At 39.6% G+C, this 14,533-nt stretch carries 13 protein-coding genes; 7 read left to right on the top strand and 6 right to left on the bottom strand.

All coding sequences use genetic code 11. From position 1 onward, the window contains the following. Positions 1 to 9: 9 nt before the first annotated feature. Positions 10 to 2,622, bottom strand: coding sequence for an alanine--tRNA ligase (gene alaS, locus ACFSR8_RS04075; RefSeq protein ID WP_380289276.1), 2,613 nt, complete (start codon positions 2,620 to 2,622; stop codon positions 10 to 12). A gap of 222 nt (positions 2,623 to 2,844) precedes the next feature. Between alaS and ACFSR8_RS04070 the strand changes: the two genes are divergently transcribed. The 5 genes from ACFSR8_RS04070 (at position 2,845) to ACFSR8_RS04050 (ending at position 6,191) form a co-directional block, all read left to right on the top strand. Beyond that, positions 2,845 to 3,816 carry a M23 family metallopeptidase gene (locus tag ACFSR8_RS04070; protein WP_380289274.1) on the top strand — a complete coding sequence of 324 codons (972 nt, stop codon included), beginning with the start codon at positions 2,845 to 2,847 and terminating at the stop codon, positions 3,814 to 3,816. Continuing rightward, positions 3,816 to 4,145, top strand: a complete 330-nt coding sequence (locus ACFSR8_RS04065; RefSeq protein WP_380289272.1) for a MerR family transcriptional regulator — start codon at positions 3,816 to 3,818, stop codon at positions 4,143 to 4,145. Before ACFSR8_RS04070 ends, ACFSR8_RS04065 begins: the two co-directional genes overlap by 1 nt. A 136-nt stretch (positions 4,146 to 4,281) precedes the next feature. Further along, a complete protein-coding gene (locus ACFSR8_RS04060; RefSeq protein WP_380289270.1) occupies positions 4,282 to 4,869 on the top strand; it encodes a LemA family protein in 588 nt (195 codons plus the stop codon). After that, positions 4,869 to 5,309 (top strand): TPM domain-containing protein, encoded by a 441-nt coding sequence (locus ACFSR8_RS04055; RefSeq protein ID WP_380289268.1) that lies wholly within the window; start codon positions 4,869 to 4,871, stop codon positions 5,307 to 5,309. Before ACFSR8_RS04060 ends, ACFSR8_RS04055 begins: the two co-directional genes overlap by 1 nt. Before the next feature lie 9 nt (positions 5,310 to 5,318). After that, positions 5,319 to 6,191, top strand: a complete 873-nt coding sequence (locus tag ACFSR8_RS04050) for a TPM domain-containing protein (protein WP_380289266.1) — start codon at positions 5,319 to 5,321, stop codon at positions 6,189 to 6,191. A 98-nt stretch (positions 6,192 to 6,289) separates the two neighbouring features. Here ACFSR8_RS04050 and der read toward each other — a convergent pair whose 3' ends face one another. After that, positions 6,290 to 7,594, bottom strand: coding sequence for a ribosome biogenesis GTPase Der (gene der, locus ACFSR8_RS04045; RefSeq protein WP_380289264.1), 1,305 nt, complete (start codon positions 7,592 to 7,594; stop codon positions 6,290 to 6,292). Positions 7,595 to 7,672: 78 nt separating this feature from the next. Between der and ACFSR8_RS04040 the strand changes: the two genes are divergently transcribed. Further along, entirely contained in the window at positions 7,673 to 8,176 is a 504-nt protein-coding gene (locus ACFSR8_RS04040) for a GTP-binding protein (RefSeq protein WP_380289262.1), read from the top strand. A 206-nt stretch (positions 8,177 to 8,382) separates the two neighbouring features. On the opposite strand, the gene ACFSR8_RS04035 is transcribed toward ACFSR8_RS04040, so the two are convergent. The 4 genes from ACFSR8_RS04035 to ACFSR8_RS04020 form a co-directional block, all read right to left on the bottom strand. Further along, positions 8,383 to 9,888 (bottom strand): choice-of-anchor I family protein, encoded by a 1,506-nt coding sequence (locus tag ACFSR8_RS04035; protein WP_380289260.1) that lies wholly within the window; start codon positions 9,886 to 9,888, stop codon positions 8,383 to 8,385. An 84-nt stretch (positions 9,889 to 9,972) separates the two neighbouring features. Next, positions 9,973 to 10,857 carry a GTPase Era gene (gene era / locus ACFSR8_RS04030; RefSeq protein ID WP_380289258.1) on the bottom strand — a complete coding sequence of 295 codons (885 nt, stop codon included), beginning with the start codon at positions 10,855 to 10,857 and terminating at the stop codon, positions 9,973 to 9,975. 102 nt (positions 10,858 to 10,959) lie between these two features. Continuing rightward, complete coding sequence (locus ACFSR8_RS04025; protein WP_380289256.1) at positions 10,960 to 11,694, bottom strand: FKBP-type peptidyl-prolyl cis-trans isomerase; 735 nt, start codon at positions 11,692 to 11,694, stop codon at positions 10,960 to 10,962. A 148-nt stretch (positions 11,695 to 11,842) separates the two neighbouring features. Beyond that, the gene (locus tag ACFSR8_RS04020; protein ID WP_380289254.1) at positions 11,843 to 13,021 is read right to left on the bottom strand and encodes a hypothetical protein; all 1,179 of its coding nucleotides are present in this window, start codon (positions 13,019 to 13,021) and stop codon (positions 11,843 to 11,845) included. Positions 13,022 to 13,190: 169 nt separating this feature from the next. Here ACFSR8_RS04020 and ACFSR8_RS04015 point away from each other — a divergent pair, with 169 nt between their 5' ends. Further along, positions 13,191 to 14,498 (top strand): Kelch repeat-containing protein, encoded by a 1,308-nt coding sequence (locus ACFSR8_RS04015; protein ID WP_380289252.1) that lies wholly within the window; start codon positions 13,191 to 13,193, stop codon positions 14,496 to 14,498. Positions 14,499 to 14,533: the final 35 nt, after the last annotated feature.

The raw sequence follows: 14,533 nt of genomic DNA, 5'->3' as shown, positions 1-14,533 counted from the left end.
GGTGACAGATTAATTCAAATATTCTTTAGCAGCTCCCAAAGCCTCACCAATCCCATCTGGATTCTTCCCGCCAGCAGTAGCAAAAAACGGCTGTCCACCACCGCCACCTTGGATATATTTACCTAGTTCGCGAACTATCTGCCCCGCATTCAACCCTTTACTTTCAACAAGCGATTTTGAAATATAGCAGGACAACAAAGCCTTTCCATTTTGCTCCGTGGCCAATAATAAAAAGAGATTATCAAATTGACTGCCTAATTCAAAAGCCACATCTTTAAGGCCACCAGCGTCCAAATCCAATTTTTTGGCTAAGAATTGAACACCATTAATATCTTGTAGTTCATTTTTAAGTTCCCCTTTAATGTTTTTGGCTTTATCCTTTAGCAACGATTCAATCTGCTTCTTTAAACCAATGTTTTCATCTTGTAGATTTTGAAGCGCCTTCACTGGGTCTTTAGCATTATTCAACAAATCGCGCATTTCAAAATAGGCTCTATTATTTTCAAAATAGAAATCCTTTACTGCATCGTTGGTGATGGCCTCAATACGTCGAATCCCAGCCGCAACAGCACCCTCGGACACAATTTTGAAATGCCATATATCGGCTGTGTTGTTCACATGCGTACCCCCACAAAGTTCAATGGACTGCCCAAAACGAATGGAACGCACGGTATCCCCGTATTTCTCTCCAAACAGGCTCATCGCACCTTCGGCAATAGCTTCTTCTTTTGGAATACTACGCTTTTCAACCAAAGGTAATTTTCCCTCGATACGTCTGTTTACGAAATTCTCAACATCACGTAATTCCTCTACCGTCAACTTTGAAAAATGGGAAAAATCGAAACGCAAATATTTGGAGTGTACTGCACTTCCCTTTTGCTCAACATGAGTGCCCAAAACCTCCCTTAAAGCTTGATGCAACAAGTGCGTTGCTGTATGGTTACATTCCGTGCGATGACGCTGTTTGACATCCACCACAGCTTTGAAGGTTTCACCCAAATGCTTTGGTAAATTTTTTGCAAAATGGATAATCACATTATTTTCCTTTTTCGTGTCCAAAATATAAACCACGTCTCCATGTGCATCTTCCAAATACCCCTTATCCCCCACTTGGCCTCCGCCTTCTGCATAAAAGGGCGTAATATCAAACACCAGCTGGAACATGTCACCCTCTTTTTTGGAAGACACTTTTCGGTATCGTGTTAATCTTACATTCGCTTCAAGCGTATCATAGCCGACAAATGCTTCATCTGAGTTTTCGGTTAGAACCGTCCAATCATCAGTAGACATTTCACTAGCTGCTCGGGAGCGGTCCTTTTGTTTTTGCAGTTCGGCCTCAAAGCCTTTTTCATCGAGTTTTAATCCTTTTTCAGAAAGAATCAAGGCTGTCAAATCGATTGGAAAGCCATAAGTATCATACAACTCGAAAGCCTTTTCACCCGAAATGGTTTCGCCTTTAGTTTCTTCAACAATACCGTTCAACAATACCAAACCTTGCTCCAAAGTCCTTAAAAAAGACTGCTCCTCTTCTTTAATCACATTTTCAATTAACTGCTTTTGGGCTTTCAACTCAGGAAAAGCTTCTCCCATTCTATTGCTCAGCACATCCACCAAACGGTAAATAAAAGGTTCTTTTTTATTTAAAAAAGTAAACCCATAACGCACTGCACGGCGCAAAATCCTTCGGATAACATATCCAGCGCCGGTATTGCTCGGCAACTGCCCATCAGCAATTGAAAACGCCACTGCACGTACATGGTCAGAAATCACGCGAATCGCAATATCTACTTTTTCTTCTTTTCCATAGGATTTATTAGTAATGGTTTCTACCTCACGGATTATCGGGGTAAACACATCGGTATCATAATTAGACTGCACGCCTTGCAACACCATACACAAACGCTCAAATCCCATTCCGGTATCGATGTGCTTATTCGGCAGTGTTTCCAATTTTCCATTGGCTTTTCTGTTATATTGCATGAACACCAAATTCCAAATTTCAACAACCTGCGGATGGTCCATATTTACCAAATCCCTACCAGAAATCTTGGCTTTTTCGTCAGCCGAACGGATGTCCACATGAATTTCGGAACACGGCCCACAGGGACCCTGGTCGCCCATTTCCCAAAAATTATCTTTTTTATCCCCCTTCAGAATACGATCTTCAGAAATATGTGCCTTCCAAAAATCATAGGCTTCAGTATCCATTTCGGTGCCATCAACTTCATCACCTTCAAAAACCGTCACATAAAGGATGTCCTTGTCAATACCATAAACCTCAGTTAGCAATTCCCATGCCCAAGCAATGGCTTCTTTTTTAAAGTAATCGCCAAAACTCCAATTCCCCAACATTTCAAAAAGCGTGTGATGATAGGTATCGTAGCCCACTTCTTCCAAATCGTTATGCTTTCCAGAAACACGCAAACATTTTTGTGTATCAGCAATTCTGTTGCTTTTTGGCTCGGCGTTCCCTAAGAAAAACTCCTTGAAAGGCGCCATGCCCGAATTGACAAACATAAGGGTGGGGTCGTCCTTTAAAACCATTGGTGCAGATGGCACGATACTATGTTTTTTACCCTCGAAAAAACTTAAAAATTTGGACCTTACTTCTTGAGATTTCATGGATGTAATTAAGCTAATCTTCGTTAAATTATAGTTTTTGTAAAACAATTTTTATCTTTATCCTCCATTTTGAAAATCAAACTCGGAGTTGGACAAATAAATCACCCATTTTATCATTCCCTTTTACAAGGCAATAAACCATAAAAATCTGGGTTGTAATTGTTAGTAAAATTCAACTTCCACATTAAATTTTATAGCTGCAAAAATAGCATAAATTAAGTAATGAGTAAGGTAAAATATTATTACGATCCTGAATCACTTTCTTACCGAAAAATTGAACGCAAAAAACGGAACACGTTTAAGTTTATTATGGTGTTTTTGCTGGCTTCGGCTCTATTTGCCTTCCTATTCGTATTCATTGCTGGACATTATGTGGAATCCCCAAACGAAAAGGCTTTAAAGCGCGAACTGGAAAACATGCAATTACAGTTTGATTTGTTGAACAAAAAAATGTCTGAAGCTGAGGCGGTTTTGGCGAGTATTGAAGATAGAGACAATAATATTTACCGCGTATATTTTGAGGCCAACCCTATTCCGGAAGAACAGCGTCGGGCTGGTTTTGGAGGTATTAATCGCTACAAAGACTTGGAAGGCTATGACAATTCAAGGCTAATTGTTAGAACCAGCAAGCGCCTGGATATTCTACAAAAACAAATTGTTGTACAGTCCAAATCACTGGATGAAATTGCAGTTTTAGCAGAGGAAAAGGAAAAATTGTTGGCGGCCATTCCAGCCATTCAACCTGTGAGCAATGAGGATTTGACCAGAATGGCATCTGGTTACGGGATGCGCTCCGACCCTTTTACCAAAGTGAGAAAGATGCACAAAGGGATGGATTTTACCGCCCCACGTGGCACCCCAATTTATGCTTCCGGAGATGGCGTAGTGGTTCGCGCAGATTCGCGGGCAAGCGGTTATGGGAAGCATATTCGCATTGACCATGGCTTTGGATACATGAGCCTTTACGCGCATTTGTACAAGTACAATGTTCGTAAAAACCAAAAAGTAAAACGTGGCGATTTGATAGGTTTTGTTGGTAGCACAGGACGTTCTCAAGCACCGCATTTGCACTATGAAATCATGAAAGACGGTCGCCACATTAATCCCATAAACTTCTATTACGGTAGTTTGACGGCTGAAGAGTTCAGCAAACTTTTAGAAAACGCTTCTTTAGAAAACCAATCCCTCGACTAATGCATATAGAGCTACCCGAAAAACGATATTATGGTATTGGCGAAGTGGCCAAGGCCTTTGGGGTGAACACCTCCCTCATCCGGTTTTGGGAAAAGGAATTTGACATCCTTAAACCAAAAAAGAACGCAAAAGGCAACCGTAAGTTTACGCCTGAGGACATTAAAAACCTTAAGTTTATCTATCATTTGGTGAAGGAGCGTGGGTTCACATTAGAGGGTGCAAAAACCCATTTGAAAGAAGATAAAAAGGAAGCCTTGAGCAACTTTGATATTATCAATAAGTTAGAAAACATCAAAACCCAATTGATAAAAATTAAGGAGCATCTCTAGTATTATTTCAATTGTCGCGATTTTTTATCCGTCCCACCCCTTTTCATTTTTGATAATTTCAAAAGAAAAAAGTAAGAGTAACTTTTTAATCAATTTTGAGTCTAACAGATATCACTAACATCATATTTAATTTATCATGAAGAAATTTTTACCATGGATTATTATTGGGATAATTGTCATCGGACTTTATTCCTGGGGAAAAAACTTTAACAATACAGCAGTAGAGTATGAAGCGGATGCAAAAACCGCCTGGTCCAATGTTGAAAGTGCCTATCAGAGGCGAGCCGATTTAATTCCGAATCTTGTTGCAACCGTAAAAGGTTATGCGGCGCACGAAAAAGAAACTTTAGAAGGTGTAATTAAAGCAAGGTCGGAAGCAACCAAAACAACCATTGATGCCAATAGCCTAACACCGGAAACTATGGCACAATTCCAACAAGCCCAGCAAGGTTTAAGTGGTGCTTTATCACGACTTTTATTGACCGTTGAACGTTATCCAGATTTAAAGGCAGATAAAAGCTTTTTAGAATTGCAATCGCAATTAGAAGGAACGGAAAACAGAATAAGCGTTGAACGGAACAGGTACAACGAAAAGGTAAACAAGTATGATATTTTTACCACAAAATTTCCAGGAAAACTTCTAGCAGGGTTGTTTGGTTTTGAGGAAATGCCAAGATACAAGAGTGACCCCGGAAGTAAAAATGCTCCAAAAGTAGAGTTTTAATGTCCAAAATTGAAGACTTTTTAACTGCTGAAGAAGAGCAAGATATTATTGAAGCGATTCGACAGGCTGAGCTGAATACTTCCGGAGAAATCCGAGTGCATATTGAAAAAACATCGAAAGAAATGGACGCATCCAATCGTGCTTTGGAATTGTTTCATATCTTAAAAATGGACAATACAAAACTCCAGAATGCCGTGCTGATTTATGTAGCAGTTGAAGACAAAACTTTCGTGATTTATGGTGACAAAGGCATCAATGACGTAGTTGAAACCGATTTTTGGAACAGCACCAAAGACGTGATGCAATCCCACTTTAAAAAAGGCAGTTTTAAACATGGGCTGGTTGAAGGTATTCTAAAATCTGGTGAACAGCTTCAGAATTATTTCCCCTACGAGGATGGGGATACAAACGAATTGACTAACGAAATTTCAAAAGGATAGGGGTTCAGTATGCAATGGTCAGTATTCAGTAGGCAGTCACAGTCGCAGTACAAGCTAAAAAGGTTTGGGTTATTTATTCTATTCACGTTAGTTTCATTTTCTTTTTCTTTTGCACAATTTGAAATTCCTGAAAAACCAACTGACCCAGAGATTATCAAAAAGGACTACGTTGTTTATGATAAAGGTGAATTTCTTCAAGCCCACGAAAAAGAGCAACTGAGATGGAAATTGATTAATTATGCAGATTCTACATCAACACAGGTTGTAATCGCAATCATTCCTTCTACTAATGGTGAAGAAATAAAATATTTAGGTGCAAACTGGGGGCATAAATGGGGTATTGGAGGTAGTCAAGAGAAAGATAATGGAGTATTTATTCTTCTTGCTCATAAGGATCGAAAAATTGCCATCAATACTGGCTACGGCGTAGAGCATTTGTTGACCGATGCCATGTCCAAGCGGATTATTGAGCGGGACATCATCCCCTTTTTCAAAAGAAATGATTACTATGGTGGCCTAAATCGTGGTGCTGATGCCATTTTTGAGGTGATGAACGGGGAATACAAAGGTTCCCGAAAATCCAATAACCATGAGTTGCCCATTGGTTTCTATTTGGTGCTTTTCCTAATTTTTATTGTGATACTTATTGCCATTACCAAAAACCGACGTGGTGGCGGAGGCAATAGAGGACATCGCTCTACCGGACAAGACATTTTAGAGGCCATCATTTTAAGTAATATGGGCCGTGGCAACTATCGTGGCGGTTCCAGTGGCTGGGGAAGAAGTTCGGGCGGTGGCGGATGGTCTTCCGGAGGCGGAGGCTTTGGTGGTGGCTTCGGTGGCGGAGGCTTTGGTGGCGGTGGTGCTTCTGGGGGGTGGTGATGTTCAGTTGGCAGTATGCAGTAAAATTGGCATTCAAAAGTTAAGGATTCAGTCAAAACTCCTGACTACCGACTCCTAACTTCTAACTTCTAACACAACTATTTCTTCCGCATATAAACGCTAATCGGGACACCGGTAAAATCAAACTTCTCACGTAGCTTATTCTCCAAAAAGCGTTTGTAGGGATCTTTTACATATTGCGGTAAATTGCAGAAAAATGCAAATTGTGGCTGAGGGGTGGGCAATTGCATGATGTATTTTATCTTAACGAATTTGCCCTTGTACGCTGGAGGTGGGTAATGCTCAATGATAGGCAACAACACCTCGTTTAATTTGCTCGTTTTGATTTTTTTTGCTCGGTTTTGATATACCTCAACGGCAGTTTCAATAGCTCTATAAATACGTTGCTTGGTTAATGCCGAAATAAAAACTATGGGAACATCCGTAAAGGGTTCCATTTGTTTTTTGATGGCTTTCTCGTATGCTTTTACGGATTTATGATCTTTTTCTACCAAGTCCCATTTGTTAACCAACACCACAATGCCCTTTCGATTACGCTCCGCAAGCCAAAAGATATTCTGTACCTGACCGTCAAAACCACGATTGGCATCCAAAACCAACAGACAAACATCACAATGCTCAATAGCCCTTACACTGCGCATTACGGAATAAAACTCCAAATCTTCTTTTACCTTGGACTTTTTTCGGATTCCGGCAGTATCCACCAAATTGAATTCAAAACCGAAACGGTTATATTTGGTATCAATCGAATCTCGAGTAGTACCTGCAATGTCAGTGACAATATATCTGTCTTCGCCAATCAATGCATTTATAAAAGAGGACTTCCCTGCATTTGGCCGACCCACCACTGCAAAACGGGGCAATTCTTCTTCATTATCTTCTACTTTTTCGGGAAGGGCTTCCACCACAGCATCCAATAATTCGCCTGTACCGCTACCGTTAATACTCGCTACTGTATAGTATTCGCCAAGCCCAAGCGAGTAAAACTCGACGGCATCCTCCCCCCTTTTGGCATTGTCCACTTTATTCACAACCAAAAAGACTGGCTTTGATACTTTTCGTAATAGCTTAGCCACATCCTCGTCCATGCCGGTAACGCCGCTCTCAACATCCACCATAAAAATAATTGCATCGGCTTCATCAATGGCCAACTCTACCTGCTTATCGATTTCGGCTTCAAAAATATCATCGCTTCCAAGCACATAACCCCCAGTGTCGATTAGGGAAAACTCTCGTCCGTTCCATTCACATTTGCCATAGTGTCTATCCCTAGTCACACCACTTACGGCATCAACGATAGCCTCCCGTTTTTGAATCATTCGATTAAAAAAAGTAGATTTCCCAACATTTGGCCTTCCAACAATTGCGACTATATTTCCCATGCCTTTTTTGAATAGGGTGCAAAGGTAATGTATAAAATTGAAGAAAAAACACTAATTTAACGATGCAAACTGAACATTATGCCAACTAAAAATGAGATTGTGCTAAGACCCCGATTCAAAATGGAATTGGAAGAAGACAACCAATCTGTTTTGCAACGATTCGAGGACGCCAAGAAAGCCCAGACAGATTTCACCGTGACCCGAATTGACAATCACGTATTTATAAAATATCCTAAGAAAGGCCAGCACTTTTGGTCACCACAACTGCATTTGGAAATTGACGAAGTGGATGCAAATTCCAGTTTGCTTCATGGCCTTTTTGGCCCCAACCCAACCATTTGGACCATGTTTATGTTTTTGCATTTTATTGTAGCGACACTTTTTATAGCCTTTGGAATTTGGGCCTATACCAATTGGAGCCTGAACAATGAATACATCGTTCAGGTAAGTTTGATGGTTTTGATGGTAATTATTTGGTTTGCGTTATACTTTGGGGGACGTATCGGGCGGGATTCCAGCAAGCCCGAAATGCATGATTTGCATGACTTTATGAAAAAAGTTATTTCACAAAAAAAGCCCTAGTTGAAAGAGGAGGACAACCAAAGGCTTTTAAAAACTAACTAACTCAAAACTAACCAAACTAACTGTTTGAGATATGCAAATATTGAATTGTTATATTAACTAATGGTTATCTTATCAAGAAGTTAGTATTAGGTTTTCTGATTTCGGATAAAACAAAAACCAGAGCAAACTAGTACTCTGGCTTTTCGTTTTTTATGCTTTGTGGTTTATTTTGAATAAATATTCAAAGTAGCATCGTCTGGAAATTCGTTGGAAACGATTAACAAGGTTTTACCGTTTGGGCTATCCTCCGCATCCACCACCAATAAACCTTCCGGCGATGTGTTTCTCAATCTTTGGACAAAAAATGGATTGTAAATATCACGAATATTGTAAATCAGTACATCCCCACTTCGTTCTAAACCAATAACCGCATAAGTGTTATCGCCTTCCACAAAAGTGGTGACCGCTTCTGGCTCCGTGCCTTTATCGTCCGACCTGTTTTCGGGGTAATTGCCAAAGTCAAATAAGGTCATTAAAGTGAATTCATTTCCAGAATCGAATAGCAATTGCCCCGATGTACTCCAAATGGAGAATGAACGCGCACCGTATCCGTAAATTTGGTCCACGTCGCCATCACCGTCGGTATCTCCATTGGCAGTAGTTACTTTTAAACGACCTAGATTTTCCTCCTCTTGAAGTTCAGACGGATCACCAAAAATTGTAGGGTCTAAAGTCAAATCGTCTCCTCTTTCCTCTTCGGAGTAGCCATCATAATCCCTTGCATCCCCTTCATTTGCAGTAATAATATAGCCGTTGCCACCTATTTCAAAATAATCAATGGCGTCTGGCTGATAAAAACTCAACACTGGCCAAAATTGAAGTTTCCCGGTATTACCATCCTTATCACTTAAATCGAAAGCAACTTTTGAATAGTCCTTAGTTCCCAAAGGATAGATATCTGTAATCGTTTTAGAATCGATATCTAATTTGGCGATACCGTTGTTCTCTTGCAAAGCGATAAATGCGGTTTTGGAATCAGAAGACACCGTAATATATTCCGGTTCAACATCCGTACTTAAATCAGCATCCGGACCAAACACCCTAAATCCTTTTTCTTCCAAGGTGGCTTCTTCACTATTGAAAGCATCAAAATAAATTTGAATAGCTGTTTTTGTTTCGATTTCTATTATAGTGACAGAACCTTTTGGATCCACATCATAATCATCGTTTGGCTCACCTTCATTGGCGGATAAGATATATTTTCCATCAGGTGTAAAAGTTACCATATCTGGCAATGCTCCAGCTGTAACATCAGCATAAGGCGTTAGTAAATCGTCCGTTTTAAAAACCACGACGTTACCGTTGGCCTGCTTATCCTCAGCTTCAATAGCAATGGCCAAATAGCCATTTTTGCATGCCACGGAATTAACGTTACCACCGTAAGCAGTCACATCAATCGACATTTTCATTTCTGGGTTGCCCACATCTGAAATGTCGATTACCTCAACTTCTTTTGCTTCAGAATTTGTCGAAAATACAGTTTGTGTTTGGGCATCATAGGCAGAAATTTCTGGAACGCCATCACCGAAAACAACTTTTGCAACTTTGGCAAAGGAGGTAACATCCATTCCATCTTCCCCGTCCGCACCATCTTCGCCACAAGAAGTAAATACGGTAAAAGTCCCCAAAAGGGCAATACTAAATAATTTGAATACGTTTTTGAGTTTCATAATTTTTTGTTGATTAATTAAACCACAAATATGAAACCCAACATTAAAGCTAATGTTACGAAATCAAAAAATAAAGGTTAGAATTTAGCGCTGATTGTAACCAAAACGTTTCAGCTGGTTTTGATTGCTCCGCCAATTTTTATTTACTTTGACATAAAGCTCCAAGTGGATTTTTTTATCAAAGAAGGTTTCCAAATCCTTTCGAGCTTCCATGCCCACACGCTTTAAGGCGCTTCCTTTATGGCCGATAATGATGCCTTTTTGAGACTCACGTTCCACCATTATTACCGAACGAATTCTAATAATTTTTTCCTCTTCAAAAAACTCTTCAGTTTCAATTTCAACGGCATAAGGAATTTCTTTTTTATAGTGCAAAAGGATTTTTTCCCTAATTTTTTCGTTTATAAAGAAACGTTCAGGCTTATCCGTCAACTGATCCTTTGGATAAAATGGAGGTGACTCGGGAAGCAATTCAATAATGCGATTAAACACTTCCTTCACATTAAAACCCTCTAAAGCCGAAATGGGAAATATTTCAGCACTGGGTACTTTTTCTGTCCATAATTGCACTTGATTTTCCAATTGTTCCTGATGCGATGTATCAATTTTATTCAACAGCAACAGGACAGGGATTTTGGCATTAGTGATTTTTTGGAAGAAGGCTTCATCCTTTAAATTCTGCTCACCAATTTCAACCATGTAAATTAAAATATCGGCATCCTCAAAAGCAGATTTTACAAAACCCATCATGGATTCCTGTAATTCGTAGGCCGGTTTAATAATCCCCGGGGTATCGCTAAGCACTACCTGAAAATCGTCACCATTTACAATCCCCAAAATCCGATGACGGGTGGTTTGCGCCTTTGAGGTAATAATAGATAGTTTTTCCCCCACAAAGGCATTCATCAAAGTAGATTTGCCCACATTTGGGTTGCCTATGATATTTACGAAGCCAGCTTTATGCGCCATTTGTAAGTTTCTTTTAAATACAAAGTTACAATGTAATATGTCTCAAATAAAAACAGGAAGCTAAATTGCCTCCTGTTTCTATAATCTAAATATGCATAAAATCTATTTTTTATCTAAAATCTCCAATAACTCAACCTCAAAAATCAACATAGAGAATGGCTTGATGTTTGGTCCAGATTGTCTCGCACCGTAAGCCAATTCCTGAGGAATGAAAAATTTATATTTGGCCCCCTCGTTCATTAATTGCAAACCTTCAGTCCAACCTTTAATCACTTGAGTTACTCCAAAATCGGTTGGTGTCCCTCTATCAACAGAACTGTCAAAAACAGTACCATCAATCAAAGTACCGTGATAATGTACCTTTACCCTATCAGCAGTGGTTGGTTTTTCACCATTACCTTCTTTCAAAACAATATACTGCAGTCCACTGTCAGTGGTTTTAACATCAGGATTTTCTACATTCTTCTTTAAGAACTCTTCGCCTTCAGTCTTGATATGTCCAAATGCCTTCTCAGCTTTTTTAGCGGCGATTTCCTGTTGCCTTTTCATGATTTTCTCACGATTTTTTTGAAAATAACCTTGTACTATATTTGCAGCCTCATCCTTATCTATCAATACTTCTGCTGAATCCAAAACATTCATATAACCTGCAATAAACAGATCGTTATTGATGTTTTCAAAATTTGAACTCACACTGTTTCCTACATCCATTCCTATGGCATAGCTTACAGAGTCTATTTCGGTTTTTAGCGCATCTTTGCTAACCGCTCCAGGCTTGTTTTGGCATGACGCAAAGCTTATCACTAACGCTATAATTGATAATTTAATAAGTTTCATAATCCTTTCTTGTTTTTTAAATTCCGCCAAAAGTAATGAAATTAAGTACATAAAAAAAGGGTATTAACGTTCTATTTGGTTTTGTAAATCCATTTAACCAAACACCTGAAAAATAAGGGTTTTACACAAAAAGCAGAGCGTAAAAAAATTATTCGGGCCTAAAATCGGCAGCTTTGGAAAGGATAAACTTATCAAACTCAAAACCGTCCTCCCGCATGGAAAAAGTGATGTAGTGAATGCCTTTTTCCTTGATATTTAAAGTTATTTTTTGAGGAATACCACAATGTTTTTCTTTTGTTCGTTGTGCTGAAGACCAGGTCCAAGAATTTTTCCCTTTACACCATTGCATTCTTGCACCACTTTCCGGCCATTCTCCATCTAAACCAACATGCAAACCATTATCCTCACTTCCTGTAGAATATGCCCTAACCCATACGTAATAAGTGCCGGGGTTTTGTATTTTAACTTTATAAGAAACCGTTCCACCAGTCCCAGGAACCCCGAAAAAATTCTCATTTTTAACGAGTGTATCATCGTGCGTCACCCGTGTATCAGGTAAAGCTTCAAGATAAGCTTCTCCGCTTGCTGAATCGGCATGATCCTCCAAGATAACGTCTTTAATTGGGACAATACTTGTTTTGGACCTCACGTACCAGTCACGAGGCGACCCATTATTGGATTTATGGTGAAAATCCTCAGCCTCAACCTCTAAAAGACCTTCATTTTCTTCAAACGGCACCACATCCTTTAGTAAGGCTTGCAGGAATTCCTTTTTGTTTGATAGTAGTTCTTTCGGGATAAGATCCAAGCCCGTCCAGCGCCCCCGGGACCAAGCAGTGCCATCATTTTCAGGGATTTCACCATTGGTAACTGCTTTAGATTGAATTTCAACGATATCATTTGTATTCAACATAATTACGTCCAAATCGTGGGTTACCCTTTCAAAAGGTGCCTTGGTTTTCGGGTTTGTAATGGTTCTAATCTCATTTCCATTCACCGAAATTTTATACACAGATTCACCATCATTTTCGGTCATTGTGCGCAAAAATGGCTTGTAGAACCCAGATTTGCCTTCAAAAGTAATTTCAGCGCTTGCAAACACATCTCTCTGAGATTTATCCGCAGCATTCACGGCCAGAGCACCATTTCGCTTATCTTTATAATATGTCGCCTTCCCACCTTGCGCTAATTCAAAATCGCTCACCGCCCTTAAATTCCAGGCTTTCGAAACGGCTTCACTGTTAACACTATCTTCTTTTGACTGCCCTAGGGCAATGCCAATGTTTAGTAAAACACATAATACTAAAAACAATACTCTATTTTTCATTTGCTTTTTTTTAGCGGTTGAACCATTCAGTAAATCTAAAGGGACAAATTAAGATAATAAATTGTATTTTCAACAAAATACAATCAAACGTTCTCTATTGTTACAATTTTTAATCATTACAATGATAAAGGCACATTAACGGCCTAAAGCAACATTAATGAATCCGATAATGCAAAAAAAATCCTCGTTCTCCTTCTGCCATATTTTTCTCTTATTGTGCTTGGCCAATTTTAAGCTAAGTTACTCACAGCAAGATATATGGATCGATAAAGATGAAAATGAAGACTATGTGGCGCGCCACGAATGCTCTTTTGTTCAGGCAGGGGATGCATTCTATATGTTTGGCGGACGGGAAAAGGCACAACAATTGGATGTTTATGATTTTAAAAAAGACAAGTGGTCTATCGGCGGGAGTGCTCCAAAGGAGTTCAATCATTTTCAGGCTACATTTTTTGAGGGGTTTATTTGGGTAATTGGCAGTTTTAAGACCAACAAATTTCCACGTGAAAAACCTGCCGATTTTATTTGGTTGTACTATCCGCCTACAGCAACTTGGATCCAAGGCCCTGAAATCCCACAAGATAGACGACGAGGGGGCGCGGGTTTGGTGGTCTATGATGATAAATTCTATTTGGTTGGTGGCAACACCATAGGCCACGACGGCGGTTATGTAAACTGGCTGGATGAATATGACCCAAAATCAAATACTTGGACAGTATTATCCGATGCCCCAAATGCACGGGACCATTTTAGTGCATTAACAGTCAATGACAAGCTTTATGCTCTGGGCGGAAGACACTCAGGTGGTGATGGCGGGGTTTTTGGGCCATTGATTGCCCAAGTTGATGTTTATGATTTTAAGTCAAAAAAATGGTCTATTTTGAACGAACCTCTCCCCACACCTCGAGCGGCACCGGGAGTGGCTCTATTCCATAACGAACTTTTTGTTATGGGTGGAGAAGGCGAGCAACGGGGCCCAGCTTACAAACGTGTTGAAGCTTATAATTTGGAAAAAGACACTTGGTCAAGGAAAGCCGATATGCACTATTCCAGACATGGCACACAGACCATTGTTTCCGGAGAAGGCATCTATATTGCCGGAGGTTCGCCTAAGCGCGGTGGAGGCAGACAACTAAATATGGAGGTTTATAACGAAGATGCTCCCAATGGATTACCATTGATTTCGAGTAAATTAAAGGGACCAAAAAAAATATGTGTGAAGCAAGGTGATTTCGAAATCATCAAAATAAAAAACCTAAGAGGCAATACGGGCAGTTTTATCAATTCTATCAGGTCTGAAGGGAAAAACGGAGATCAGTTTAAAATTCTCGAAAACTTTGATCTTTCACTTTTGGGGAGCAAAGAAAATGCGTACCTGAAAATCATTCATTTAAGGGAGAATCAAAATGACACAGCACAGATTGTGATCACTTATAATGGCAATTCAAAGCTCATCATACAAGTTGTTTCCAAATAAAAAAGCCTCTATGAATTCATCATTCATAAAGGCTT

The sequence above is a fragment of the Hyunsoonleella rubra genome, assembly GCF_042684665.1.
GTDB lineage: Bacteria > Bacteroidota > Bacteroidia > Flavobacteriales > Flavobacteriaceae > Jejuia > Jejuia rubra.
This window is presented reverse-complemented; position numbering and strand designations above follow the sequence as displayed.